The sequence below is a fragment of the Streptomyces brasiliensis genome (genome assembly GCF_014647875.1).
GTDB classification, from domain to species: domain Bacteria; phylum Actinomycetota; class Actinomycetes; order Streptomycetales; family Streptomycetaceae; genus Streptomyces; species Streptomyces brasiliensis.
In genome coordinates, this window is the sequence record NZ_BMQA01000048.1 from 23,568 (window position 1) to 49,436 (window position 25,869).

The 25,869-nt window shown below is 71.9% G+C and carries 23 protein-coding genes, 1 tRNA gene and 1 pseudogene; 8 read left to right on the forward strand and 17 right to left on the reverse strand.

Annotation, left to right across the window (positions count from 1 at the left end):
* Nucleotides 1-10 precede the first annotated feature (10 nt).
* Nucleotides 11-1,285, forward strand: a complete 1,275-nt coding sequence (locus IEZ19_RS38340; protein WP_189316010.1) for an MFS transporter — start codon at nucleotides 11-13, stop codon at nucleotides 1,283-1,285.
* A gap of 122 nt (nucleotides 1,286-1,407) precedes the next feature.
* Here the strand turns inward: IEZ19_RS38340 and IEZ19_RS38345 are convergent, their stop codons facing one another.
* Both IEZ19_RS38345 and IEZ19_RS38350 read right to left on the reverse strand, forming a co-directional pair.
* A complete protein-coding gene (locus tag IEZ19_RS38345; protein WP_189316011.1) occupies nucleotides 1,408-2,319 on the reverse strand; it encodes a transketolase family protein in 912 nt (303 codons plus the stop codon).
* Nucleotides 2,320-2,361: 42 nt separating this feature from the next.
* The gene (locus tag IEZ19_RS38350; protein WP_189316012.1) at nucleotides 2,362-3,069 is read right to left on the reverse strand and encodes a thiamine pyrophosphate-binding protein; all 708 of its coding nucleotides are present in this window, start codon (nucleotides 3,067-3,069) and stop codon (nucleotides 2,362-2,364) included.
* Nucleotides 3,070-3,223: 154 nt separating this feature from the next.
* Between IEZ19_RS38350 and IEZ19_RS38355 the strand changes: the two genes are divergently transcribed.
* The 3 genes from IEZ19_RS38355 to IEZ19_RS38365 all read left to right on the forward strand — a co-directional run bounded on the left by IEZ19_RS38355 (nucleotide 3,224) and on the right by IEZ19_RS38365 (nucleotide 6,381).
* Nucleotides 3,224-3,297, forward strand: a tRNA-Pro gene (locus IEZ19_RS38355).
* A 186-nt stretch (nucleotides 3,298-3,483) separates the two neighbouring features.
* Nucleotides 3,484-5,301: an ABC transporter ATP-binding protein gene (locus IEZ19_RS38360; protein ID WP_189316013.1), complete on the forward strand. Its 1,818-nt coding sequence runs from the start codon at nucleotides 3,484-3,486 to the stop codon at nucleotides 5,299-5,301.
* 117 nt (nucleotides 5,302-5,418) lie between these two features.
* Complete coding sequence (locus tag IEZ19_RS38365; RefSeq protein ID WP_189316014.1) at nucleotides 5,419-6,381, forward strand: LysR family transcriptional regulator; 963 nt, start codon at nucleotides 5,419-5,421, stop codon at nucleotides 6,379-6,381.
* A gap of 127 nt (nucleotides 6,382-6,508) precedes the next feature.
* Here IEZ19_RS38365 and IEZ19_RS38370 read toward each other — a convergent pair whose 3' ends face one another.
* From IEZ19_RS38370 to IEZ19_RS38405, 8 genes are read right to left on the reverse strand one after another with little or no spacing between them, the layout of a single operon-like run.
* Nucleotides 6,509-7,018, reverse strand: coding sequence for a zinc ribbon domain-containing protein (locus tag IEZ19_RS38370; RefSeq protein ID WP_189316015.1), 510 nt, complete (start codon nucleotides 7,016-7,018; stop codon nucleotides 6,509-6,511).
* Nucleotides 6,963-8,231: a vWA domain-containing protein gene (locus IEZ19_RS38375; RefSeq protein WP_189316016.1), complete on the reverse strand. Its 1,269-nt coding sequence runs from the start codon at nucleotides 8,229-8,231 to the stop codon at nucleotides 6,963-6,965. Before IEZ19_RS38375 ends, IEZ19_RS38370 begins: the two co-directional genes overlap by 56 nt.
* A gap of 15 nt (nucleotides 8,232-8,246) precedes the next feature.
* Nucleotides 8,247-9,056, reverse strand: coding sequence for an SRPBCC family protein (locus IEZ19_RS38380; protein ID WP_189316017.1), 810 nt, complete (start codon nucleotides 9,054-9,056; stop codon nucleotides 8,247-8,249).
* Nucleotides 9,057-9,059: 3 nt separating this feature from the next.
* Nucleotides 9,060-9,953: an AAA family ATPase gene (locus IEZ19_RS38385; protein WP_189316018.1), complete on the reverse strand. Its 894-nt coding sequence runs from the start codon at nucleotides 9,951-9,953 to the stop codon at nucleotides 9,060-9,062.
* A gap of 3 nt (nucleotides 9,954-9,956) precedes the next feature.
* Complete coding sequence (locus tag IEZ19_RS38390; protein ID WP_189316019.1) at nucleotides 9,957-10,838, reverse strand: XdhC family protein; 882 nt, start codon at nucleotides 10,836-10,838, stop codon at nucleotides 9,957-9,959.
* A 46-nt stretch (nucleotides 10,839-10,884) separates the two neighbouring features.
* Complete coding sequence (locus IEZ19_RS38395) at nucleotides 10,885-13,281, reverse strand: aerobic carbon-monoxide dehydrogenase large subunit (protein WP_189316020.1); 2,397 nt, start codon at nucleotides 13,279-13,281, stop codon at nucleotides 10,885-10,887.
* Nucleotides 13,278-13,808, reverse strand: a complete 531-nt coding sequence (locus IEZ19_RS38400; RefSeq protein ID WP_373297120.1) for a (2Fe-2S)-binding protein — start codon at nucleotides 13,806-13,808, stop codon at nucleotides 13,278-13,280. Before IEZ19_RS38400 ends, IEZ19_RS38395 begins: the two co-directional genes overlap by 4 nt.
* Nucleotides 13,805-14,686, reverse strand: coding sequence for an FAD binding domain-containing protein (locus tag IEZ19_RS38405; protein ID WP_189316022.1), 882 nt, complete (start codon nucleotides 14,684-14,686; stop codon nucleotides 13,805-13,807). Before IEZ19_RS38405 ends, IEZ19_RS38400 begins: the two co-directional genes overlap by 4 nt.
* Before the next feature lie 256 nt (nucleotides 14,687-14,942).
* On the opposite strand from IEZ19_RS38405, the gene IEZ19_RS38410 reads away from it, so the two are divergent.
* Nucleotides 14,943-16,046: an XdhC family protein gene (locus tag IEZ19_RS38410; protein WP_189316023.1), complete on the forward strand. Its 1,104-nt coding sequence runs from the start codon at nucleotides 14,943-14,945 to the stop codon at nucleotides 16,044-16,046.
* A 6-nt stretch (nucleotides 16,047-16,052) separates the two neighbouring features.
* On the opposite strand, the gene IEZ19_RS38415 is transcribed toward IEZ19_RS38410, so the two are convergent.
* The 5 genes from IEZ19_RS38415 to IEZ19_RS38435 form a co-directional block, all read right to left on the reverse strand.
* Entirely contained in the window at nucleotides 16,053-16,991 is a 939-nt protein-coding gene (locus IEZ19_RS38415; RefSeq protein ID WP_189316024.1) for a Dyp-type peroxidase, read from the reverse strand.
* A gap of 155 nt (nucleotides 16,992-17,146) precedes the next feature.
* A complete protein-coding gene (locus IEZ19_RS38420; protein WP_189316025.1) occupies nucleotides 17,147-17,683 on the reverse strand; it encodes an NUDIX hydrolase family protein in 537 nt (178 codons plus the stop codon).
* Between the two features lie 33 nt (nucleotides 17,684-17,716).
* On the reverse strand, nucleotides 17,717-18,856 hold the full coding sequence (locus tag IEZ19_RS38425) for an amidohydrolase family protein (protein WP_189316026.1): 1,140 nt from the start codon (nucleotides 18,854-18,856) through the stop codon (nucleotides 17,717-17,719).
* Nucleotides 18,857-18,858: 2 nt separating this feature from the next.
* Nucleotides 18,859-20,262, reverse strand: coding sequence for a type I glutamate--ammonia ligase (locus IEZ19_RS38430; protein ID WP_189316027.1), 1,404 nt, complete (start codon nucleotides 20,260-20,262; stop codon nucleotides 18,859-18,861).
* A gap of 38 nt (nucleotides 20,263-20,300) precedes the next feature.
* Nucleotides 20,301-21,113, reverse strand: a complete 813-nt coding sequence (locus tag IEZ19_RS38435; RefSeq protein ID WP_189316028.1) for an SAM-dependent methyltransferase — start codon at nucleotides 21,111-21,113, stop codon at nucleotides 20,301-20,303.
* A 188-nt stretch (nucleotides 21,114-21,301) separates the two neighbouring features.
* Between IEZ19_RS38435 and IEZ19_RS38440 the strand changes: the two genes are divergently transcribed.
* Complete coding sequence (locus tag IEZ19_RS38440; RefSeq protein WP_189316029.1) at nucleotides 21,302-22,165, forward strand: Cof-type HAD-IIB family hydrolase; 864 nt, start codon at nucleotides 21,302-21,304, stop codon at nucleotides 22,163-22,165.
* A gap of 10 nt (nucleotides 22,166-22,175) precedes the next feature.
* Here IEZ19_RS38440 and IEZ19_RS38445 read toward each other — a convergent pair whose 3' ends face one another.
* Nucleotides 22,176-22,985 (reverse strand): alpha/beta fold hydrolase, encoded by an 810-nt coding sequence (locus tag IEZ19_RS38445; RefSeq protein WP_189316030.1) that lies wholly within the window; start codon nucleotides 22,983-22,985, stop codon nucleotides 22,176-22,178.
* Nucleotides 22,986-23,133: 148 nt separating this feature from the next.
* On the opposite strand from IEZ19_RS38445, the gene IEZ19_RS38450 reads away from it, so the two are divergent.
* Together IEZ19_RS38450 and IEZ19_RS38455 are read left to right on the forward strand one after the other, a co-directional pair.
* Nucleotides 23,134-24,321: a thiolase family protein gene (locus IEZ19_RS38450; protein ID WP_189316031.1), complete on the forward strand. Its 1,188-nt coding sequence runs from the start codon at nucleotides 23,134-23,136 to the stop codon at nucleotides 24,319-24,321.
* A gap of 143 nt (nucleotides 24,322-24,464) precedes the next feature.
* Entirely contained in the window at nucleotides 24,465-25,238 is a 774-nt protein-coding gene (locus IEZ19_RS38455; RefSeq protein WP_189316032.1) for a sulfite exporter TauE/SafE family protein, read from the forward strand.
* Nucleotides 25,239-25,707: 469 nt separating this feature from the next.
* Here IEZ19_RS38455 and IEZ19_RS38460 read toward each other — a convergent pair.
* Nucleotides 25,708-25,869: pseudogene (locus IEZ19_RS38460) on the reverse strand (IS5/IS1182 family transposase); the annotation flags it as partial.

Genomic DNA, 25,869 nt, shown 5'->3' on the forward strand with positions numbered 1-25,869 from the left:
GCGGGCGGGGATGACCGGGACATCGGCACGGCACGACATCGTTGCCAGGGTTCGGTACGGCGGGCAGGGCGGGACTCCGGCCGTCTGGTCGCGGGACTTCGCGCTGTTCTTCGTGGCGCGGGCCGCCGCCCGGCTCGGGGACACCATGCTGCCCGTGGCGCTCGCCGCCGGACTCCTCCAACACGGGTACGGCGCGGGCGCGGTGGGCCTCGCCATGGCCTCGACGGCCGCCTCCTTCGCCGGTCTGGTCGTCTTCGGCGGGGTCATCGCCGACCGGTTCAGCACCCGCAGGCTGATGATCGGCGCCGACCTGGTCCGGCTCGTCACCCAGTCCCTCGCCGCCGCGCTGTTCTTCGCCGGGCACGTGGTCCTCTGGCAGATCTGTGTCATCGGCGTCGTCAACGGCGTGGCGGGCGCGGTCTTCCAGCCCGGCGTGGCGAGCACCGTGCCGCGGCTCGCCTCCGACATCCAGGGCGCGAACGGCGCGATACGCATCGCCGAGTCAGCCGCCCAGCTCGCCGGCCCTGCCCTCGCCGGCCTGCTGGTCGGCTTTGCCTCGCCCGGCGGGGTGTTCGCGGGCCACGCGGCCACATACGCGGTGAGCGCCCTGTGCCTTCTCCTCCTCCGCCTGCCCCCGCTCCCCGAGGGCGCCCGTGCGGCCGGTGCGGGGATGCGCGCCTTCAAGGCCGATCTGGTCGAGGGCTGGCGGGAGTTCAGGGCCCGGACCTGGCTGTGGGGCGTCATCGCCGTCTGGTGCGTCTACATGATCGCCGTCTGGGGGCCGACGGTCCCGCTGGTGGCCACGGAGGTCGTCCAACAGCACGGGGCGCGCGCCTACGGTCTGATCAACTCGGCTCTCGGTGCGGGCACCGTCGTCGGCGGTCTGCTCGCCCTGCGGCTGCGTCCCCGCCGTATGCTCCGGGCCGGGGCGATCGCCCTCTTCGCCTTCACCGGCTTCCCGGCGACCGTCGGCGCGGGCCTCGGCGTTCCCGCCATGGCGGCCGGAGCCGCCGTCGCCGGGGCCGGGATGTCCTTCTGGGGTGTGATGTGGGCGACCAGCGTCCAGACCCAGGTCCCGCCCGACGTCCTCAACCGTATCCACGCCTACGACGTGGCCGGCTCCCTCGCGATGATGCCGGTCGGCCAGGCCCTCGCCGGCCCGGCGGCCGACACCCTCGGAGCCGGCCATGTGCTGCTGGTGGCCGGGGTGATGAGCATCGTCGTCGCGATCGCGCTGCTCGCCGTGCCGGCGATACGTGGTCTGGTGCGCGCGGACGCGAGCTGACGGGGGCCCGAGCCGTTGACGCCGGGGCCGATGAGGTCCGGGCGGACGAGGCCCACGCCGTTGTGCGCCGGGGTCGATCAGGCTTGGCTCGATCGGGTCCGAGCCGACCGTGCCCGGCTCGATCAGGCCGGGGCCGGCAGCCCGGTGAATGCCCCGATCCGCGCGCGCAGGCTCGACGCGTCGAGGCCGTGTGCGGCCACGTGCTGCTCGACGGTGCCGTAGCGCCGCAGCTCACGGCGGCCCACGCCCAGCCCGAGCACTCGGTGCGGCGCATCGGCCAGTGCGTCGTTGACGACGGCCGTCGACGTCCCGGCGAGATACGGCTCGACCAGGACGACGTCCGTGCCCGCCGACTCGGTGGCCCGGCGCAGGCCGGCCGTGTCGAAGGGCCGCACGGTCGTCGCGTACAGGACGGTGACGTCGAGGTCCTCCGTGGCGGCGAGCACGGCGTCCAGCATCGGGCCGACGGCGACGACGACGCCCGAGCGCCCCTCGCGCACGGTGCGCAGGTGCTGCCCGTCGACCGGGCGCCCCTTCCGGTTGGCCTGCACGGACAGCCGTACGTACACCTTGTCGTCGCCCGCGGCGACCGCGTGCCGCAGCAGCGTCTCGGCCTCGTCCGGATGCCCCGGCACATGGACGGTCCAGCCGTCGAGGGTGTCGAGCAGCGCCACGTCGCCCGGCGACATGTGCGTGTACCCGCCGGCAGGCCAGTCGAAGGAGGCGGCGGCGCTGACCAGCACCGCGCCCGCGTTCTGGTGCCCGAGGTCGAGCTTCACCTGCTCGAACGGCCGCTCGACGAGAAAACTCGCGAAGGTGTGCACGACGGGGCGCATCCCGGTCAGCGCGAGCCCGGCCGCGGCGCCGACCAGCAGCTGCTCGCGGATGCCGACGTTGATCACCCGGTCCGGATGCCGGCGCAGTGCCTCGCCGAAGCCGTCCCTGCCGATCTCGGCGAGGACGACCGCGACCCGTGGATCCTCGTCGAGCAGCCGGGTGACGACGGGGGCGAAACGGTCACGCATGGTGTCCATGGAGCTGGTGCCCTTCTGCTGGAAGCGGTAAGTGCCGGGATCTCAGGCGTACTTGGATTCGACGCGGGCCACGACCACGTGCGGCCGACCCGGATGCGGTGCCGTGAAGGCGGCGTACAGCGCCTCGTGGTCCCGCCCGTCGACGGTCGCCGCGGACCAGCCCGCGGCTTCGAAGCGCGCGGCGATCCCGCCGGGGCGCGCGTGACTGGCGGAGGCGTTGTCGACGACGACGGTGTGCAGCCGCTCCAGCCCTGCGGGCCCGGCGAACGCGATCGCCTCGTGGTTGCTGCCCTCGTCCAGCTCGGCGTCGCCGACCAGCACCCACACACGCGGTTCGCCGAGCCTCTGCGCACGCAGCCCGAGTGCGGTGCCGACCGCGATCGGCAGCCCGTGCCCCAGCGAACCACTGCCGATCTCGGCCCCTGGCACCAGCACCCGGTCCGGGTGATGCCCGAGCGGCGAATCGTACGATCCGAACGCCGGCAACCAGTCCACCGGCACGAAGCCCTGGGCGGCGAGCACGGCGTAGTACGCCATCGGCCCGTGCCCCTTGCTGAGCAGGAACCGGTCGCGCCCCGGATCCTCCGTCCCCTCCGGCCGGATCCGCAGCACCCGGTCGTACAGCACCCACAGCACGTCCAGGGTGGAGGTCGCCGCCGGGCCGTGTTTCTCGTCGCCGGTCATCAGCCCCATCAGGCGGGGCAGGTCGTCATAGGTGTACGTCCGTCCGCTTTCCTCGGTGATCGTCATGCGACGATCGTGCAACCTCCACCAAACTTGAGGTCAAGCAGTGATTCCGAGCGTGCGCCACCGCCCCCGGACAAACGAGGGCGCGACCACCGACCCGAGTGCGGTATTGTTTCCCTGCGCGTTTCGACCGGGGAAACCCCAGGTCAAACGGCACCGGGACGTGGCGCAGCTTGGTAGCGCACTTGACTGGGGGTCAAGGGGTCGCAGGTTCAAATCCTGTCGTCCCGACGGTGCGAAGGGTCTTCGCAGGTGAGAGCCTGCGGAGGCCCTTTTTCTGTGCCCGCGCTGCCCGGTGGCGGCCGGGAAAAACGCTTGGACTCCACGGGTGTCGTCGCGGGACACTTCCACTCCTGACCTGCCGTACACGCGCGGCTACACATGGTCACCTTCCCGCGACGACACAGGACTGCTGCCATGGGATTCTCAGAGTCGCGAGGGGCAGCGCCCGGCAAGGGCCCGGTGCTGCTCGCACTTCGCTACTACGGACGGGAGTTATCCCGGCTCCGACGGCTGACCGTGCCCGCGATGCTGCTGCCCGCGCTCGGCAACATCGGCATCGCCTATGTCGCACCGCTCGTCGTGGCCAAGCTCGTCGGACACATCGCCGACGGCACCGGCCTCACCACCGGCTCCACACTGCCGTACGTCCTCGCCTTCGCCGGGGCCCTGCTGCTCGCGGAGACGCTGTGGCGTCTCGGTCTGCACTGCATGAACCGGCTCGACGCCCTCGGTATCGAGCAGCTCTACGTGATCGGCATGGACGAGCTGTTCGCCAAGGACGCCGCGTTCTTCCACGACAACTTCGCCGGGTCGCTGACCAAGCGGGTGCTGAGTTTCGCCACCCGGTTCGAGGAGTTCGTCGACACGCTGACGTTCAACGTCGTGGGGAGCTTCGTGCCGCTGGCGTTCGGCGCGGTGGTGCTGTGGCGCTACGAACCGCTGCTCGTCGTCGGACTCCTGACGATGATCGCCCTCACGGCCCTGTGCGTGGTGCCCCTGATCCGGCGTCGCCAGGCGCTCGTCGACCAGCGCGAGGAGGCGATCGCCCGGGTGTCCGGCCATGTCGCAGACAGCCTGATGAACATGGACACGGTCCGGGCCTTCGCCGCCGAGGAACGGGAGGCCGCCGAACACCGCTCCCGCGTCGCCGAGTCCCGACGGCTCTCGCTGCGGTCCTGGGACTACGGCAACCTGCGCATCGACACCCTGGTCGCGCCGATGTCCGTGCTGACGAACGCGCTGGGCCTGCTGCTCGCCGTCACGCTCGGCGGAGGCAGGCACGGTGTCGAGGGGGTCGTCGTCGCGTTCACGTACTACTCCAACGCGACGCGGATCATGTTCGAGTTCAACCAGATCTACCGCCGCCTCGAGAGCTCGATGACGGAGGCCGCGCAGTTCACCGCCTTGCTGCTGAAGCCGCCCACCGTGCTGGACCCGGCGCTGCCCGAGCCGCTGCGCCCGCGTGCCGCCGACGTCTGCTTCGAGAAGGTGACCTTCTCGCACGCGGGTGCCGAGCCGCTCTTCGAGGGTCTCGAGCTGGACGTGCCCAGCGGGGCGCGGATCGGTCTCGTCGGCCGGTCCGGCGGCGGCAAGACCACGCTCGCCCGGCTGCTCCTGCGCATGACGGACATCGACTCGGGCCGGATCCTGATCGGAGGCCAGGACATCAGCCGGCTGCGCCAGGCGGACCTGCGCAGCCTGATGGCGTACGTGCCGCAGGACCCGGCGATGTTCCACCGGTCGCTGCGGGACAACATCGCCTTCGCCCGGCCGGACGCCACCGAAGCCGAGATCCGCCGCGCGGCCGAGGCGGCGCACGTCACGGAGTTCGCCGACGCGCTGCCGGACCGCTTCGACACGATGGTGGGCGAGCGGGGCGTCAAGCTGTCCGGCGGGCAGCGTCAGCGCGTCGCCCTCGCCCGGGCGATCCTGCGGGACGCGCCCATCCTGCTGCTCGACGAGGCGACCAGCGCCCTGGACTCCGAGAGCGAGATCCTGATCCAGGAGGCGCTGTGGCGGCTCATGGAGGGGCGCACGGCGCTCGTGGTGGCGCACCGGCTGAGCACGGTCGCCGGCATGGACCGCCTCGTGGTTCTCGACCACGGCCGGATCGCCGAGCAGGGCACGCACGAGGAACTGCTCGCCGCGGACGGCGCCTACGCCAAGCTGTGGCAGCATCAGTCGGGCGGCTTCCTCGACGACGGACCGCCCGCGCGAGCCGAGGTGTCCTGAACGCGATCAGCCCGCGCGCGGTCCCGTCGCGCCCATGGCTCCGGATGGATCTGTGCGCTAGCTTGAGACGCAGGTCACAGATGCACGGGCATCCGTGGCGAGCGCGGGAGGTGGTCGTTGACCCCGGCACAGCTACGGGCGTTCTCGGCGACCGTCCGCCTCGGTTCGGTGAAGGCCGCAGCGGCCGATCTGGCTGTGACCGAGGCGGCGGTCTCGATGCACATCGCGCATCTGCGCAAGGAACTCGGCGACAAGCTGTTCACCAGGACGGCCAACGGACTCGCCTTCACGCCGGGCGGGCTGCGGCTCGCCAGCCGCGCCGCCGAGATGCTGGGTCTGCAGGACCAGACCGTCCTCGAGGTGCAGCAGGCGGGCGCCGGGCGCCGGCTGCTGCGCGTCGCCGCTTCGAGCCTGTTCGCCGAGTACGCCGCGCCCGGACTCATCGAGCTGTTCGCCGGGCGGGCCGACGATCTCGACGTCGAGCTGAGCGTGCACGATCCGCAGCGCTTCGCGCTCCTGCTCCTGGAGCGGGCCGTCGACGTGGCCGTCGGGCCCCGGCCCGCCACCGTCGACGACGCGATGATGTGCACCCACTTCCTCAACTACCAGGTCATCGCCGTCGTCGGCGCCGACCATCCGCTCGCCTCCGGCTCCGGCTCCGCCGGGGTCGCCGAGCTGCGCGAACAGACGTGGCTGCTTGGGCCCTCGGCGGTGGGCCGGGTGGGCATGGTGCCCTCCGTACTGCGCCGCATCGGGGTGCCCGAGCACAATCAGCGCATCTTCCAGAGCCACGCCGCCGCCGTCGACGAGGCCAAGCACGGCAAGGGCGTGGCACTCGCGGTCGCGTTCGCCATCGCGAAGGACCTGGCCGACGGCGACCTCCGTCAGGTGAACGGACCCCAGCTGCCCGCCCGCGGCTCCTGGAACCTGCTCGCCCTCGGCGACCGCGAGGCCCCGCCCGCCGCCGCCGAGCTGCGCCGCTTCGTCACCACGCCCCGCGCCACCCAGGCCATGCTCCGCGGCGCGGGCGTCACCGCCGGCCGCTTCCGCCCGGCCATCCACGTGACGCTCTGGAGCTAAGAGTCATCACGTGATGCTGTGATGTCCGTCCGGTCTGTGTACGGAGCGGGCGCGCCTGGGTGGTGTGTGGTCCGTGCGGCTGGCTGTTCCGACGTGGGCCTTGTGCCGCTCGTTCGCGGGTGGGGTCTCATTCGGGGTTTGTCCGGTACCGGTCGGTGTGTTTTGTCGGGCAGAGGCCCTGGGCGGCCGGGGTGTCCCGGCCGGTGGGCTGCCGCGTGGGTGCGGCCCCGTGCGGGGCGGGCACCGCGCTGCGGTGACTCGACAGGGCCTCTTGCAGCCCTGGATCACAGAGGATTTGCGTGTGGCGCGCCTGGACATCGTCCAGGCGCGCAGTGCTGGGGTCGTCCGCGTCGGTGAGCCGGACGTGGGCGCCCAGGGCGGCGGAGACCATGTCGCGGTCGCCGACGAGTCCGCATGCGGTGCAGGTGTGGATCCGGTCGGCGAGGGTTTTGGCGACCTTCGCGCCGCAGAAGCAGGTCTGGGACAGTTTCGTGGTGACGGTGGAGGCGCGCAGTATCCGCCCGCCGGTCTTCTCGCATTCGCGGCCGATGGCGGTGATGAGCCGGCCGGGTGTAGTGGCCTTAGGTCCAGGGAGTGGACACCAGGGGCCGTACCGGTCGGGCCGTACGTCCGTCACGGCCCGTGAGGCGCGCGATCTCAGCCGGCACCCGCAGCAGCGCCGCGAACGTGTCGGCCGGGAGGAGCAGGTCGACATGAGGTAGCGCCGCCGTCATCGTCGTCGTGCGCGGGGCGAACCCCGGGGCGCCCGCGCGGGGGTTGAGCCAGACCACCGTGTGCGCGCGGCGCCGCAGCCGGGCCATCGCCGCGGCGAGCCGCTCGGGCGGGTCGCCGTCCCAGCCGTCCGAGGCGATCAGGACGACCGCCCCGCGCAGCGTGCCCCCGTGGTGCGAGGCCAGCAGCGCCTCCAGGCAGTGCGCGATCCGGGTGCCGCCGAACCGGTCGACGACCCGCTCCGTCGCCTCCTCGAACGCGGTCTGAGCCGAGCGGTGCGCCAGCACCGTGGTGAGCCGCGTCAGCGAGGTCGCGAAAGCGAACACCTCGGCGTGCGTCGTCAGCGCGAGCGCCCGCATCAGATGGAGATACGCCACGGCCTGCGCCTGCATCGACCGGCTCACGTCGCACAGCACGACGACCCGTCGCGGGCGGTCCACCGCGCCCGTCCGTACCAGCCGCACCGGTTCCCAGCCGGTGCGGCGGGCCCGGGCGACCGTCTCCCGGATCGCCACCCGATGTCCGCCCGGCCGCACCGCATGCCGCCGGGAACGGCGCGTCGGCCACTGCCTCAGCGCCGTCTCCAGCCACCGCCCGAGAAGCTCGGCCTCCCGCTCACCGAGCTGCTCGAACGGTGTGTCCACGGCACCCGCCACATCGGTCGGCAGCCGCTCCGGCACGGTCGACGCGTACGCATCGTCGTGCTCGGCGCCCGAGACCACCGATGGCAGCGTCACCCAGGGAAGTCCAGCAGCCTCGATCGGATCACCCGACGCCCCGGCGGGCGGCGGTGCGTGGACCTCGTCCTCGCGCGGGGGCGAGCCGCCACGGCCGTCGCGCCGCGCGTGTGGGTCCACCGCCAGTACGGCCTCGCCGAAGACGGAGTCGAAGACCTCGTCGAACCGGGCCAGCTGCGGCTGGTCGCGGACGAGCGTGACACGTGCCGTCCAGTACAGCGCCGTCCGCGTGGCCGGCGGCGAGGCGGCCAGCGCGGCCACGAAGTCCTGCGTGGCGGTCAGACCCACGGGCACGCCCCGCCGCCGCAGCCGGTCCGCCAGTGCCACGGCGAACGCGGCCCGGTCGACGGCGGGCAGGAACGGGTCGCTGATCCGTGTCATCGCACCGGCTCCGGGTCAACGCACCAGCAGATAGATCACCACGCCGACGACGACGGCCCCCACGGCCACCGGGATCAGCCGCTTGTACACCGACTTCCCGGCCAGCCGCATCAGATCGAGCGGCTCGCTCTCCTCCTGTGTGGCGTCCGGCCGCCGGGCCGCGGGCACGGACCGCGGACGCGCCTCGGCCGCCGGGGAGTCCGCTTCGGCACCGGCCGGCGCGGCCTCCGCCTCCCCCCCGGCCCCCGCTTCCGTCCCGGCGTGTGTGTCCGTCCCGGTCGCAGGGGACGGCGAGGGCCGTACGGCCGTCGACGCCTCGCCCGCCCCGGCCCACGCGGCTGCCGCCGGGACCGGGTCCGGCTCCGGTGTCTCCGGCTCCGGCGGGGCCAGCAGCCGCTCCTCCACGTTCGCGACGAACTGGGCGAACAGCTTCTCCGAGATCTCCTTGATCATCCCGCTGCCGAACTGGGCCAGCTTTCCGCTGATGTTGAGGTCCGTGCTGACCGACACGACCGTGCGCGTGCCCTCGGGGCGCAGCAGCGCGTGGATGGTCGCCGATGCGTTGCCCTGCCCGCGCGTGTCCTTGCCCGCCGCGCTGATCACTGCGCTGTGCGCGGTCTCGTCCTTCTCCACGAACCGGGCCGTGCCCTGGAACTGGCTGACCACCGGTCCGACCTTGACCCGGACCTTGCCGCGATAGACGTCACCGTCGACGCCGGTGAGCTGGGCGCCCGGCATGCACGGGGCGAGAGCCTCCAGATCGGTGAGCGCCTCCCACGCCCGCTCGACGGGGACGTCGACGCCGAACTCGTTGTCGATCTTCATGGCTTACGGTCTCCTCGCTTCTTCGGGGTAGCCGAGTTCTTCGAGGGCCCCGGTGATGGCGGTGCGGTCGTCGGGGCTCTTGGCGACCGCGCTCAGGGTGGTGACGACATCGCGGCGGGCCAGCCGGGACACGCGCAGCGCGGCGAGGGCGGAGACCCAGTCGATGGCCTCCGCCATGCCGGGCGCCTTGTCCAGGTCCAGTGCGCGGACCCGGCCGATGAACTCGGTGGCGGACGCGATCAGCGGTTCGTTCGCGGCCGGCACCGAGCGGCGCAGGATCTCCGCCGCGCGCTCGGGGGAGGGGAAGTCGATCCAGTGGTAGAGGCAGCGGCGGCGCAGCGCGTCGTGCAGTTCGCGGCTGCGGTTGGAGGTGAGGACCACGACCGGCGGTCGTACGGCGGCGAAGGTGCCCAGCTCCGGAATGGTGATCGCCCACTCGCCGAGGAACTCGAAGAGCAGCGCCTCGAATTCGTCGTCGGCCCGGTCGATCTCGTCGATCAGCAGCACCGGTGGCAGCGGGCCCTGATGCCGTACGGCCCGCAACAAGGGCCGGTCGAGCAGGAACTCCTCGGTGAACAGGTCCGCGTCGGCGAGGTGTTCGCCGCGCGCCTCGGTGAGCCGAACGGCGAGCAGTTGGCGCTGGTAGTTCCACTCGTACAGCGCCTCGCCCGCCGTCAGGCCCTCGTAGCACTGCAACCGGATCAGCGGGGTGTCCAGTGCCTCGGCGAGGGCCTTGGCGGCACTGGTCTTGCCGACGCCCGGCTCGCCCTCGAGGAGCAGCGGGCGGTCGAGGACCGTGGCCAGGTAGAGGGCGGTCGCGGTGCCCACGTCGACCAGGTGGCCGACCTCGGCGAGGCGCCGCCGTACGTCTTCGGCGTCCGTGAACAGTTCGCTCACCCTCTAGCCCACCAGCCCCGCCGCGTAGCGGTCCCGGCAGCCGGTGCCGCAGAACCAGAACTCCTCGTCCTCGGCGGTCAGATGAGGGGTGTCCCTGCCCACGGTCACCGTCATCCCGCACACCGGGTCCACCGCCTCGGCCGGACGGTCGGCGACCTGCGGGGGCGTGCGCGTCGACCGTACGGCCTCGACGACCTCCGCCAGGATCGACAGGGCGACCTCCGGTGCGGTGCGGGCGCCGATGTCCAGTCCGGCCGGGGTGTGGATGCGGGCCCGTTCCTGTTCGCCCAGGCCGAGTTCGTCGAGCAGGGCGGAGCCCCGGCGGCGGCTGGCGACCAGCGCGATGTGCGGCACGCCCGCGTCGAGCGCGGCACGCAACGCCTCCGCATCACCGCGGCCCTGCCCGGCCACGATCACCGCGCCCGTGTGCTCGGCGGGCGGCCCGTCGGGCAGGGAGCGCGCCGTGGCATAGCCGAGGACGTCGGCGAGGGCGACGAACGCCTCCGCGATCGGGGTGTGCCCGACGACCTCGATCAGCGGCGGCGGCAGCACCGGCTCCAGGAAGATCTCCAACGCCCCTCCGGACAGACAGGGGTTGACCACCACCTGCGCGCCCGGCGTCTCCGGGAACACGGCCTCGCCCTGCGGCAGCACCCGCAGCAGCAGCGGGCCGCCGCCGTGCAGGGCGCCCAGCGCCGCCGTACGCACCGAGCCCTCGGCGCACATCCCGCCGACGAACCCGTCGATCGTGCCGTCGCCGTACACGATCGCCTCGTCGCCCGGGTGCGCGGACGCGGGCGCCTGGGCGCGTACTACGCGGGCATGCACGAACGGCACGCGCCGCTCCGCCAGTTCGAGCGCTCGCGCGCTCACCGTCTTGGGCACCCTGCCACCTCCACGGACCTCCTCGTCGACGTCCTGGCCGTGTCGCTCAGATCGGCGGCACCGGCCGGCCCTGCATCGCCTCCCACACCCGCGAGGGCGTCAGCGGCATGTCCGCGTGCCGGATCCCGAACGGCGCCAGCGCGTCGACCACCGCGTTGACGATGGCCGGCGGCGATCCGACCGTCGCCGACTCGCCGACGCCCTTCGCGCCGATCGGATGGTGCGGCGAGGGCGTGACCGTGAACCCGGTCTCCCAGTCGGGGACTTCGAGCGCGGTCGGGATGAGGTAGTCCATGAGCGAACCGCTCAGGCAGTTGCCGTCCTCGTCGAAGGCGATCATCTCCATCAGCGCCATGCCGACACCGTCGGTGAGCCCGCCGTGCACCTGGCCCTCGATGATCATCGGGTTGATGCGGGTGCCGCAGTCGTCGACCGCGACGAACCGCCGCACCGTCACCTTCGCCGTGCCCGGGTCGATGTCGACCACGCAGATGTAGGCGCCGTGCGGATAGGTGAGGTTCTCCGGGTTGTAGCAGATCTGTGCCTCCAGGCCGCCCTCGACGCCCTCGGGCAGATCGCCGGCGCCGTGCGCGCGCATCGCGATGTCCTGGATGGTCACCGACGCGTTCGGGTCGCCCGCCACCCGGAACGAACCCTTCTCCCACTCCAGGTCCGCGACCGACACCTCCAGCATCCCGGAGGCGATCAGCTTCGCCTTGTCGCGCACCTTGCGGGCGACCAGCGCCGCCGCCGCGCCCGAGACCGGCGTCGACCGGCTGCCGTAGGTGCCGAGTCCGAACGGCGTCTGGTCGGTGTCGCCGTGCACGACCTCGATGTCCTGCGGCGGGATGCCCAGTTCCTCGGCGACGATCTGCGCGAACGTCGTCTCGTGGCCCTGCCCCTGCGTCTGCACCGACAGCCGGACCACCGCCTTGCCGGTGGGGTGGACCCTGAGTTCGCAGCCGTCGGCCATGCCCAGGCCGAGGATGTCCATGTCCTTGCGGGGGCCCGCGCCCACCGCCTCCGTGAAGAACGACACGCCGATGCCCATGAGTTCGCCCCGGACCCGCTTCTCGGCCTGCTCGGCGCGCAGCTCGTCGTAGCCCGCGAGCTGCTTGGCGAGTTCCATGGTCGGGGCGTAGTTCCCGGAGTCGTACACCCAGCCCGTCTTCGTGCGGTACGGGAACTGCTCGGGCCGGATGAAGTTCTTCATCCGCAGCTCGACAGGGTCCATGTCCAGCTCGAACGCCAGGCAGTTGACGATCCGTTCGACCAGGTACACCGCCTCGGTGATGCGGAACGAGCAGGCGTACGCCACCCCGCCCGGCGCCTTGTTGGTGTAGACGGCCGTCATCTTGCAGTGGGCGGCCTCCAGGTCGTAACTGCCGGTGAAGACACCGAAGAAGCCCGCCGGGTACTTCACCGGCGCCGCCGTGCCGTTGAACGCGCCGTGGTCGGCCAGGACGTTGGTGCGGATCGCGAGGATCTTCCCGTCCCGGGTCGCCGCGATCTCGCCGCGCATCACGTAGTCACGCGCGAAGCCCGTGCTGATCAGGTTCTCCGCGCGGTCCTCCATCCACTTCACCGGCTTGCCGGTGAGCAGCGAGCCGACGATCGCGCACACGTAACCCGGGTAGATCGGCACCTTGTTGCCGAAGCCGCCGCCGATGTCCGGCGAGACGACCCGGATCTTGTGCTCGGGCAGCCCGGCCACGAGCGCGTACAACGTGCGGTGGGCGTGCGGAGCCTGGGTGGTGGACCACAGGGTGAGCTTGCCGTCGACCGCGTCGTAGTCGGCGACCGCGCCGCACGTCTCCATCGGCGCCGGATGCACACGCGGGTAGACGATGTCCTCGCTGACCACGACGTCCGCACGGGCGAACACGGCGTCCGTCTCGGCCGCGTCGCCGGTCTCCCAGTCGAAGCAGTGGTTGTCGGACTTGCCCTCCAGGTCGTCGCGGATGACGGGCGCGTCGGGGGACAGCGCGGTGCGGACGTCGATCACCGGGTCGAGTGCCTCGTACTCGACGTCGATCAACTCCAGTGCGTCGCGCGCCGAGTAGCGGTCCTCCGCGACGACGAACGCGACCTCCTGGCCCTGGAAGCGGACCTTGTCGGTGGCGAGCACCGCCTGGACGTCGTTGGACAGGGTCGGCATCCACGCCAGGCCCTTCTCGGCGAGCATGGCACCGGTCACCACGAGGCGGACCTTGGGATGGGCCTCGGCCAGTGTCGTGTCGACCGACAGGACGCGGGCGTGGGCGAGCGGGGAGCGCAGGATCGCCAGGTGCAGCATGCCGGGCAGCTGGAGGTCGTCGACGTAGCGGCCCTTGCCGCGTACGAAGCGCGGGTCCTCCTTGCGGAGCATCCGGCCGTGCCCGGTGGGTTTCCGGTCGTTGTCGACGAAGGCGGTGCGGTGGCCGTTCGACGCGACGGTGGTCATGACGCGCTCCCCGAGGTGGTCGCGACGGTGTGCTCGGTGTCCGGGGCCGTCGTCCGGGTGCCGGCCTCCTCCGCCGCCGCCCAGCGGATCGAGCGGACGATGGTCGCATAGCCGGTGCAGCGGCAGATCTGGCCCGAGATCGCCTCGCGGATCTCCTCGTCCGAGGGGTCCGGATTGGTGTCGAGCAGGGCGCGGGCGGTCATCATCATGCCCGGGGTGCAGAACCCGCACTGCAGCCCGTGGCACTCCATGAACCCACGCTGGATCGGGTCGAGCTGTCCGTTCTGCTCCAGCCCTTCGACGGTGCGCACCTCGTGGCCGCCCGCCATCGCGGCCAGCACCGTACAGGACTTGACCGGCTCGCCGTCCAGCCACACCACGCACGTACCGCAGTTGCTGGTGTCACAGCCCCAGTGGGTGCCGGTCAGCTGGAGGTGGTCGCGCAGGAAGTGCACCAGCAGCAGCCGCCCCTCGATCTCCCGGGTGACCTCTTCGCCGTTGACGATCATGGTGACCTGCACGATCACACCTCCTGTCCGTCGATCCGGGCCACGGCCCGGCGCAGCACGCGTACGGTCAGTTCGCGCGCGAGATGCCGCTTGTACTCGGCGCTGCCGCGCCGGTCCGTGACCGGCGAGCAGGCCTCGGCCGCGATGTCGCCGGCCCGCGCCCACAGCTCCTCGGCGGGCGCCTGCCCGCGCAGCGCGTCCGCGATCCCCGCAATGCCCGCGGTGTTCGGACCGACCGCGGCGAGCCCCACCCGGGCGTCCGCGATCAGCCCGGCCTCGTCCAGCCAGACCGCCGCGCCCGCCGAGACCACGGCCCAGTCGCCGGCCCGCCGCTCGACCTTCTCGTAGGCGCTGGACCCGCGCGGCCGGACCGGGAAGCGGACCTCGGTGAGAATCTCCGCGTCGCCGACGGCCGTCTCGTACGGCCCCTGGTGGAAGTCCTCCATCGACACCACCCGCTCGCCGTTCATCCCGTGGATCACGCAGGACGCGTCGAGCGTGGTGCACACCGCCGACAGATCCTCGGACGGGTCCGCCTGGCACAGGGAGCCGCCGAGCGTGCCCCGGTTGCGTACGACGGGATCGGCGATCACGCGCTCCGCGTCGCGGAAGATCGGGAAGGCCGCGGCCAGCTCGTCGGACTCCAGCAGCTCGCGGTGCCGGGTCATCGCGCCGATGCGGATACGGCCGGGCTCGGCGCGGATGTAGCCCAGCTCGTCGTGCAGCTCGTTGATGTCGATCAGGTACTCGAAGTTGGCCAGCCTGAGCTTCATCATCGGGATGAGGCTGTGCCCGCCGGCCACCAGACGCGCAGTGTCGCCGAGCCGGTCCAGGAGTGTGACCGCCTCGTCCACCGTGCTCACCCGCTGGTACTCGAACGGAGCGGGAACCTGCATGCCGCAATCCCCCTGTCCCGCCCGGCGCGCGGCCGGGCGCCTCGGGCGCCATGTCCGCCCTCATTGGGCACCCGGCCGACAGGGGTGTCAACGGCTGCTTAACCGATCGCTTAACTCGCTCACGGCGATCGCCGGGCCGACCTAAGCGAAGACTTAATCAGCCGTTGACATGTGGCGGACGGTGTTCGCATGCTCCGGACGGCCAGGGCCGCCGGCACGGCACACGGTGGTGGACGCTGCCGAAGGAGGCACACGGATGCGGGACATCGCGGAGGGCTTGGCCTCCTGGAGCGCGGCGGGCAGGCGATTCGCCGTGGCGACCGTCGTACGGACCTGGAAGTCGGCGCCGCGCAGACCCGGTGCGTCGCTGGCGGTCGCCGAGGACGGCGAGGTGATCGGCAGCGTGTCGGGCGGGTGCGTCGAGGGAGCGGTGTACGAGCTGGCGCGCGAGGTGATCGAGACGGGCGAACCGGCCCTGGTCACGTACGGCGTCAGCGACGACGACGCGTTGGCGGTCGGTCTGACCTGCGGCGGGATCATCGAGATCCTGGTCCGCCCGGCGGGCGCGGGACACGTCCCGGAGCTGCCGGCAGTGCTGGCGGACATCGCGGCGGGTCGCCCTGTGGCGGTGGCGACGCCGTTGCCGCAGGAGGGTTCGGGGGAGGCGACCGGAGAACTGGTCGTCACTCCTGCTTCCGTCGTCGGCACACTCGGTGACGCCCGTCTGGACTCGGCCGTGGCCGAGCGAGTTCGGGGTCTGCTCGCCCAGGGCGGCACCGACGTCGTGCATGTCGGGCGTGCGGGTGAGGAGCGGCGCGACGATCTCGCCGTGTTCGTACAGTCCTTCGCGCCGCCGCCCCGGATGCTGGTGTTCGGCGCCATCGACTTCGCCTCCTCGGTCGCCCGCATCGGCAAGTTCCTCGGCTACCACGTCACCGTCTGCGACGCCCGTCCCGTCTTCGCCACGCGCCGCCGCTTCCCCGACGCCGACGAACTGGTCGTCTCCTGGCCGCACCGCTACCTCGACGAGACCGTGGTGGACGCGAACACGGTGATCTGCGTCCTCACCCACGACCCCAAGTTCGACGTGCCCCTCCTCCAGCGCGCCCTGCGCACCCCCGCCCGCTACATCGGCGCCATGGGGAGCCGCCGAACCCACGAGGACCGGTTGCGCCGGCTGCACGAGGCCGGGCTCGACGAGTCGGAGCTGGCCCGGCTCGCCTCACCCATCGGCCTCGACCTCGGCGCCCGCACGCCGGAGGAGACCGCCGTCGCCATCATGGCCGAGATCATCGCCCTGCGCTGGGGTGGCACGGGGCGCCGGCTCGTGGAGACGACACCCCTGCCCATTCACCGCTGACGGTGCTCAGGACTTCGCGGGACCGGGAAGCTCGTCCAGGAAGTCCGCCGAGGGCACGAAGAAGAGGGAGCCGGTCACGGCCGTGGAGAAGTCCAGGATCCGGTCGTGCGGCGCATCGGCCGTGCCCAGGAACATGTTCCGCAGCATCTCCTCGGTGACCGAGGGCGTACGGGCGTACCCGATGAAGTACGTGCCGAACTCGCCGCGTCCGGCGCTCCCGAACGGCATGTTGTCCCGCAGGATCTGCCGCTCGGTGCCGTCCGGATCGTTGAGCGAGGTGAGGGCGATGTGCGCGTCGGACGGCTTCGACGCGTCGTCCAGCTCCATGTTGGTCATCTTGGTCCGCCCGACGACCCGCTCCTGCTCCTCGACCGACAGGGCGTTCCAGGTCGCCATGTCGTGCAGGTACTTCTGCACGATCACATAGCTCCCGCCCGCGAAGTCCGGGTCCTCGTCGCCGATCAGCACGGCCTCCCGCGCCTCGCGGCCGACGGGGTTCTCCGTGCCGTCCACGAAGCCCAGGAGATCGCGTACGTCGAAGTACTTGAACCCGCTCACCTCGTCGCGCACGGTGACCCTGCCCCGCAGCCGGCCCATGATCTCGGAGGCCAGCTCGAAGCAGAGGTCGGGGCGGGCGGCCCTGATGTGGAAGAGCAGGTCTCCGGGCGTGCCGGGAGCGTGGTGCCGGGGTCCGGACAACTCCCGGAACGGATGCAGTTCGGCGGGGCGTGGACCGTCGAAGAGCCGGTCCCACGCGGTGGAGCCGACACCGGCCGCACAGCTGAGCCGCCCCTCCGGCTCGCGGAAGCCTATGGACCGGGTCAACCCGGCGAGATCGGCGAGGAGTTGGCGTGCCGCGTCCTCACCGTCCGGATCGATGTCGAGGACGAGGAAGGTCGCGCTGGGGGTCAGGGCGTCGAGAATGGCCTGCGGAGTCGGTGTCATGGGAACGAGTGTGCGGTAGTCGCCGCGCACCCGCCAAGGGGCGACTGCGCCGGACGCCCGAGAGGGAGCCGCAGAAGCCTCGTTGAAGTCCCGTCACGACGAGGTCGGCTGAGGACCAGGAAATTGGCTGGCTGTCAGGTCGGCCCACACTCGGCTCAGGCAACGTGCCCCACGTGTGCGAGCGCCTGCTTGAGCAGCACCCCGTGTCCGCCCGGCATCTCGCTCTGCACCGCTGCCGAACCGGCCTCCTGCGGGGTGAACCAGACCAGGTCCAGCGCGTCCTGCCGGGGGCGGCAGTCGCCGGTGACTGGGACGATGTAGGCTAGGGACACCGCGTGCTGGCGCGGGTCGTGGTACGGCGTGATGCCCGCCGTCGGGAAGTACTCGGCGACCGTGAACGGCTGCAGCGAGGCCGGGATGCGGGGCAGGGCCACGGGACCGAGGTCCTTCTCCAGGTGGCGCAGCAGCGCGTCGCGGACCCGCTCGTGGTGCAGGACACGGCCGGAGACGAGGGTCCGGCTGACCGTCCCGTCGGGGCCGATGCGCAGCAGCAGACCGATGCTGGTGACCTCGCCGCTGTCGTCGACACGCACGGGCACGGCCTCGACGTACAGGATCGGCATGCGGGCGCGTGCCATCTCCAGCTCGTCGGGGGAGAGCCAGCCAGGCGTGGTTTCGGTCAAGTCAGACATTGCTTGATCATACTTTCCGGGTGTCGTGCGCGCTCAGTCGCGGGCGGAGTCGGGTGTGGGCAGTCCGTACAGGCGGCGGGCGTTGTCGCGGCCCGTCCAGGTGGCGATCCGCAGGGCGTCGGGCAGGCTCAGTTCGTCGGCGTCCACCCGGTCCTGGAGCAGTGCGGCCAGCCCCTGCCGGAAGCACAGCGCGCCGAGGTGGTGGAATTCGGCCACGCCGTAGGCGTCGGAGCTGTGGAGCAGTTTGCGGAACGGGGTGATCTCCAGTGCCTCCTCCAGGACGGCCCGGGAGCGGGCCGGGCCGGTGTGGTGCAGGGCCAGTCCCACGTCGAGGTACACCTGCTCGAACACCGCGGCCAGATAGGCGGCTTGACGCTGGTACGGCCAGCAGTGCAGCAGCAGGACGGGAACGGTGCCGCGCGTGAGGTGCAGCCAGTCCGTGAGCAGAGCGGGGTCGGCGTGGTGCAGCCGGATGTCGTCGTCGCCGAAGCCGGTGTGCAGTTGGAGCGGCAGACCGAGGTCGACGGCGGTCCACAGCAGGTGCCGTACGAGGACCGGGTCGGCGAGTCGGCCGCCGCGCGCGAGCCAGCGCCGGGCCGCCTCCGTGACCTCCGCGTCCGTCGGCCGGGCGGGGTTCAGGTCGAAGCCCGTGCGGTAGGCGGCCACCGACTTCACCGCCACCACGCCCGGCTTCCGTACGGCCTCGCCTGCTGCCGCGCCGACCACGCGCGCGTACTCGTCCGGCTCGACGCCCTGCGCGACGACCGCCTCGGCCAGGGCCTCCAGCCGTACGACCTCGTAGGCCGTCGCGCCCGCCGCATGGGCCAGTTCGTCCGGGGAGGTGAGCGAGTGCGGGGCATACCCCGTGTCGACGCAGAAGACCTCGGTCCGCGCGGCGGACAGGAAACGCCGGTTGACCTCGCGCCAGCCCAGGGCGGACCGCCGGGCCAGGTAGTCGGCGGCGGGCGCGTGCCGGGGGAGGTCGAGGAGGGGTGCGCAGTGGCGTCGTACGGCCACCCCGACCGGACTGTCGAAGGGGGACACGCCGGGCCAGGCACCGCCCTCCGTGAGCAGCGACGCGAAGTCCCCCGCGGACAGGTCGGCGGTGACGGCGCCGTGGCAGTGGTGGTCCACGAGCGGCAGCGCGTCGAGCGCCTCCTGGATCGGCCCCATCGTCAGTAGACCCAGCGGTAGGCCGCCGCCACGCGCGCGTCGTCGAACCCCTCGACGGCGGCGGCCTCTCCGAGCCGTACGGCCGTCACCGCGTCCGCGAGGACAGGACCGAGCGCGGTCCGCAGCACCTCGTCGGTGCGGAACTCCGCGACGGCCTGCGTCAGTGAGGTCGGCAGCCGCCGTACGCCCCGGGCCGCCGCCTCCTCGGCGCCGAACCGGGCCGGGTTGCCGGTGATCTCCTCCGGCAGGGCGGCGGCGGAATCGATCCCGTCCAGGCCGGCGGCGACGGCGCAGCCGAGGGCGAGATACGGGTTGGCGGCCAGGTCGACGGGTTTGACCTCCAGGTTGGCGTCCCGCTCCCGGCGGCCGAGCGTGCCGGTGACCACGCGCAGCGCGGCCTCGCGCGTCTCCCGGCCCCAGGCGGTGAACACCCCCGCCCACTGCGAGGGTCTGAGCCGCAGATAGCTGGCCGGGCTGGGCGCCGTCACGGCCGTCAGCGCGGGGAGGTGGGCGAGCAGCCCGGCCACGAAGGACTCGGCCTCGGCCGTCATGCCGTACCGGCCGTCGCCCCCGGTGTGCAGGTTCCGGCCGTCGCGCAGACAGGACAGGTGCAGATGGCCGCCGTTGCCGACGCCCGTCGCGGACACGGCCGGGGCGAACGACACCCGCAGGCCGTGCCGCCCGGCCATCGCCCGGATCGTCTGCCGGACCAGGACGCTCCGATCGGCCGCAGCCACCGGGTCCAGCGCACCCACCGACACCTCGAACTGCCCGGCCGCGTACTCGGGATGAACCTGGTCGACCTCCACGCCCTGCGCCGCGAGGGCCGCCAGCAGGTCGGACGTGTAGTCGCTCAGCTCGACCTGCCGGGTCGCGCCGTACGCCGGACCGGACACCGCCGGGACGAACTCCCCGCCGGGCGCCGACCCGAGGCCGATCGACCACTCGATCTCGATGGCGGCCTTGAACCTGAGGCCGGACCGCCCCTCGGCCTCCGCGACGGTCCGGCGCAGGAACGTGCGGCTGCACCCGGGGTGCCGCTCGCCCTCCTGGGTGATCCGGTCGACCGGGGCCCAGGCCCAGCCGGGCTGCGCGGCCAGGACCACCAGCCGGTCCAGGTCCGGAAAGAGCCGCAGATCGCCGTCCGGCGAGCCGAGTACGTCGGTGGTGACGACGGAGTCGTCGGCCAGGAACGTGTCGAAGACCGGGGACATGCCGACGCCCCAGGCCACTGCGTCGGCGAGCCGGGCCGTCGGCACCGTCTTCACCCGGCCGACCCCCGCCGTGTCGACGTAGGCCAGGACGATCCCGTGCACGCCCCGGCCGGCCAGCTCGGCCGCGAGTTCCGTGGCCCGCTCGACGTCGCCGGGACGCCCGCCGGGCACGGGGTCGGCAAGGGTGGCCATACGTCCTCCTGGACGGACTCGGCTGTGCGCGTGCACGGTCAGGGTTTCACGGCCACCGCGCCGAACTGCGGTACCGCGGCGGGGGAGTCGGGTCCCGCGCGCCATTGCGAGCACGGCACCAGGCCGGGATCCAGCAGTTCGAGACCGTCGAAGAAGGCGGTCACCTCCGCGCGGCTGCGGGCGGTGATGGGCGGGGTGGCGTTGGCGTTCCAGAACTCCATCGTGGCGACGTTGCCCGCGCCACCGAGCTCGGCGTCGAAGGTGGGGTGCGTGAGCACGAGGAAGCTGCCGGAGGGCACCGCCGCCATCACCCGGCGCACGATGTCGCGCGCCTTGTCGGCGTCCAGCACGAAGTTCAGGATGCCGAGCATCATCACCGCGACCGGCCGCTCCAGGTCGAGGGTCTCGGCGGCTCGCCGCACGATGCCCTCCGGGTCGTGCACATCGGCGTCGATGTAGTCGGTGACACCCTCCGGGCTGCTCGTGAGCAGGGTGCGGGCGTGCACCAGCACGATCGGGTCGTTGTCCACGTACACGATCCGCGACTCGGGCGCGATCCGCTGGGCTGTCACGTGCGTGTTGTTCACGGTCGGCAGCCCGGTGCCGATGTCCAGGAACTGCCGCATCCCACGTTCACCGGCCAGGAAGCCGACCGCCCGCCCCAGGAACTCGCGGTCCGCGCGCGCCACCGCCCGGATCACCGGGAACATCCCGGCCACGTGCTCGCCGACCTGCTGGTCGACCTCGTAGTTGTCCGTGCCGCCGATCCAGTAGTTCCAGACCCGCGCGTTGTGCGCCACGGAGGTGTTCAGCCGCGCCTCCGCGCCAGTCGGGGGGTGGCCCTCGCTCACGTCCCTGCCCTTCTCAGGTGCCGTTGTCCACCGGCATTGTGCCGCCCGGTGATCAGGATGTCCCGGGTATCGGCACAGCGGGCGGTTCCGGGACCGTACGGCCCATGCGTAACACTGGCGTGCGAATACCTCCGTACGGCCGTTCACCGTACGACCCCGTACGACCCGTTCCCGACCGGAAGCAGGACATGCCCGCCACCCCCGCGCCCCTCCTCACCGCCTCCGGCCCCGTCCCGGCCGCCGCCGACATCAGGCTCGTCGTCACCGACATGGACGGCACCCTCCTCGACGACGCCAAGCGCATCCCGGCGGGCCTGTGGCCGATGCTGGCCGAACTGCGCCGCCGCGGCGTCCTGTTCAGCCCGGCCAGCGGCCGCCAGTACGCCACGCTGGCCCGGCAGTTCGCAGACGTCGCCGAGGGCATGGCGTTCATCGCTGAGAACGGCACGTATGTGGTGCGCGACGGGGTGGAGCTCAGCTCGGATCCGCTGGACCAGGCCGTCGCCGCGGACATCGCCCGGACCGTACGGCGGCTCGTCGCCGGCGGCACCGACGTGGGCGCCGTCGTCTGCGGCAAGCGGTCCGCCTACGTCGAGCGGACCGACGAGGCGTTCCTGGCCGAGGTGCGCCGGTACTACGTCGAGCACCTGATCGTCGACGACGTCACGGCCGTCGACGACGACGTGATCAAGGTGGCCCTGTTCGACTTCGGCCCGGCGGAGCGGACCACCGCGCCCGCCCTCGCGGACTTCGCCGCCACGCATCAGGTCGTCGTCTCCGGTGAGCACTGGGTCGACGTCATGAACCGCACCGCCAACAAGGGTGCCGCCCTGCGCGGACTCCAGCGCGAACTCGGCATCACGCCCGCGCAGACCATGGTGTTCGGCGACTACCTCAACGACCTGGAGATGCTGGACGCCGCCGACTGGTCCTTCGCCATGTCCAACGCCCACCCCGAGGTCGTCCGCCGGGCCCGCCACCTGGCCCCGTCCAACAATGACAACGGAGTGCTCCGCACGATCGGGCGGCTGCTCGGGATTCCCGTGCACTGAGCGGGCGGGCTCAGCCGGTCAGTGCCGTGTCCAGGAACGCCGTCAGGTCCGCGAAGACCTCCTCCTTGTTCGTCTCGTGGAACACCTCGTGTCGCGCCCCTGCGTAGATCCGCTCCGTCGCCCGTCCGCTGCCGAGCCGTTCCACGCCGGGGCGGCTGCCGGGCAGCGGGACGAGCCGGTCGTCGCCGCCGTGCAGCCACAGCAGCGGGAGTGAGCCGACGTCACCCGCCCGCTCGACGGTGTCCAGGGTGCGGACGAACGCCTCCAGGGTCGGCCGCTTCATCGGGCCGTGCCACACCAGCGGGTCGGCCGCGTAGGCGGCGCCCACGGCCGGGTCACGCGACAGCGCGCGCGGACTGATCGGGGTGTCCGGGATCTCGTCGAGCGCGAGCAGCCTGCCGGGCAGCTCCCATGTGCCGATCACCGGGCCGGACAGGACGAGCGCGGTGAGCCGGGCACCGTACCGCTGCGCGTACCGGGCCGCGATCAGGCCGCCCATGGAGTGGCCGACCAGGACCACCGGCAGCCCGGGATGCGCGGCACGCGCCGGCGCCGCCACGGCGTGCAGATCGGTGACCACGTCCTCGAAGTCCTCGATCACGACACGCTCACCTGCCGACTTCCCGTGCCCGATGTGGTCGGGCCCGAAGACGGCGGCGCCGTGCCCGGCGAGTGCGGCGGCGAGGCCCGCGTAGCGGCCCATGTGCTCGCCGTATCCGTGCGCCACGAGGGCCACGTACCGGGGCCGGGGGTGTGGCCACTCATACGCGACGACCGTGCCCCGGGTGCCGGTGAGATCGTGCTCGCGGACGTGGTCCATCTCTCCTCCAGCGGCTCGGTGAAGGTCCGGTGGATCTTCCCAGGAGACGGGTCGGAGGTCTATAGTCCAAAACTAGCACTGCTAATTAACGTGGGTGGTGCCTCTCGGTTCCGGATGATCCGCAACGTCGTAGGTCAGGAGTCCTGTCGTGCGTCCCGTCCACTTCGCGGCCGCCCGCCGCACCCCCATCGGAAAGCTGCGCGGCGCCCTGTCCGGCGTACGGCCCGACGACCTCGCGGCGACCGTGATCCGCCACCTGGTGGCCGACGTGCCCGCGCTCGACCCGGCTCGCGTCGACGACGTGTACTGGGGCGCGGCCAACCAGGCCGGCGAGGACAACCGCAACGTCGCCCGCATGGCCGCCCTGCTCGCCGGCCTCCCCGAGACCGTCCCCGGCGCCACCGTCAACCGGCTGTGCGCCTCCGGCCTCGAGGCGGTCACCACCGCCGCCCGCACCATCGCCGCGGGCGAGGCCGACACCGTGATCGCGGGCGGCTCCGAGTCGATGAGCCGCGCCCCCTTCGTCCTGCCCCGCCCCGACGAGGCCCTGCCGCACCGCATGGAGACCGCCGACACCCGCCTGGGGTGGCGCCTGGTCAACCCGGCGATGAAGGACCTGCACGGCCTGCTCTCCATGGGCGAGACCGCCGAGGAGGTCGCGGAGCGGTACGGCGTTCCGCGTGAACGTCAGGACGAATTCGCCCTGCGCAGCCACCAACGGGCCGCCACCGCACGCAAGGACGGCCACTTCGACGCCGAACTCCTGCCCGTGGAGCGCCCGGATGGCACCGTCGTCGACAGCGACGAGTGCATCCGCGAGGACACCTCACTCGAGAAGCTGTCCCGGCTGGGGCCCGTCTTCCGGCAGGACGGCACGGTCACCGCCGGGAACGCCTCGCCGATGAACGACGGCGCCGCCGGACTGCTGCTGGTCAGCGAGGAAGCCCTGAACGAGCTGGGCCTGGAGTCGCTCGGCCGGTACGTCGCCGGTGCCTCCGCGGGCGTCCACCCCGACGTCATGGGCATCGGACCGGTGCCCGCGACCCGCAAGGCGCTGGCGCGCGTGGGCTGGAAGATCGACGACGTCCAGGAGGCCGAGTTCAACGAGGCGTTCGCCGCACAGGCCCTCGCCTGCGTCGACCAGCTCGGCATCGACCCGGACCTGGTCAACCCCAGCGGCGGCGCGATCGCCCTCGGCCATCCACTGGGCTGCTCCGGCGCCCGCATCCTCACCACGCTGCTGCACCGGATGCGCCGCACCGGCGCCGGGCGCGGCCTGGCCACCATGTGCGTGGGCGTGGGGCAGGGGAGCGCGGTGCTGGTGGAGCGGGACTAGGCACTGTCCCGCCGATTCCCGTCTCCCTCGTTCCGGGTGTACTTGGATGGATTTGACGGGAATTGCCGGACGGGTCCCCAGGGGCCACCAGACGAGATGCTCCTTACGTGCGCCGGATGCGTGGGCATAGCATCGGTCTCCGCATGAACACGATGACGCTCTGGCACATCACCAGCTGGGAGTTCGCCGCGCTCGCCTTCGCGGCGCTCCTCGTCGGCTTCTCCAAGACCGCGGTCAGTGGGGCCAACACGGTCAGCCTGGCCGTCTTCGCAGCCGTCCTGCCCGCCCGCGCCTCCACCGGAGTCCTGCTCCCGGTGCTCATAGCCGGTGACGTGCTCGCCGTCGCCACCTACCGGCGGCACGCCCACTGGCCCACCCTGTGGCGGCTGTTCCCGGCGGTGGCGGCCGGCGTGGTGGTCGGCACGCTGTTCCTGGTCTGGGCCGACGACGCGGTCGTACGGACCTCGATCGGCGCGATCCTGCTGCTGATGGCCGGAGTCACCCTGTGGCGCAGACGCACCGCGAACACCGAGGACGAACCGGACTCGGTCGCCACCCGGTCGGGCCGGGTCAAGGCCCGCTCGTACGGCGTCCTCGGCGGCTTCACTACCATGGTCGCCAACGCGGGCGGCCCCGTCATGTCGATGTACCTGCTGTCGGCGGGCTTCCGGAAGCTGGGCTTCCTGGGGACGTCCGCGTTCTTCTTCCTGATCGTGAACGTGTCCAAGGTGCCCTTCAGTGCGGGCCTCGGCCTCATCGACGGCCGCTCGCTGGTGCTGGACGCCGCGCTCGCCGTCTTCGTCGTACCCGGCGCGTTCATCGGGAAATGGGCTGTGAACAGGATCAACCAGCGGTTGTTCGAGCAACTGGTGATCGCGGCCACGATCGTGGGCGGCGTCCAACTGCTCCTGCGCTAAGAGTCATCACGTGATGCTGTGATGTCCGTCCGGTGTCTGTACGGAGCGGGCGCGCCTGGGTGGTGTGTGGTCCGTGCGGCCGGCTGTTCCGACGTGGGCCTTGTGCCGCTCGTTCGCGGGTGGGGTCTCATTCGGGGTTTGTCCGGTACCGGTCGGTGTGTTTTGTCGGGCAGAGGCCCGCGGCGGCCGGAAGATTCCGGCCTGTGGGCTGCCGCGTGGGTGCGGCCCCGTGCGGGGCGGGCACCCCGCTGCGGTTGACTCGGCAGGGCCTTTTGCAGCCCTGGATTGAAGAGGATTTGCGTGTGGCGCGGGTCGTCCATCGTCCGCCAGTGCCGACGCCGCGGCAACGCGATCAACCACGCCGTCGCGGGTGTCGCGGCACTTCACAACCTCAAGCTCGACATCCGGTAAACGGAGCAATCACCGCGGCAAGACGCGTCTCCGCCTGCATTACGTGATGGCTCTTAGCTTAGAACTCCTGACAGTGTGCGAGGTTCTTCAGTCGGCGCCGGCAGATGATGCTGCAGGCCAGGCTGAGGAAGGCTTCGTGGATGTCGTCGCGGATCTCCCAGCGGATGCGCAGGCGGCGGAACCGGTGCGGGAGCGCGAGACTCTGCTCTACCACCCAGCG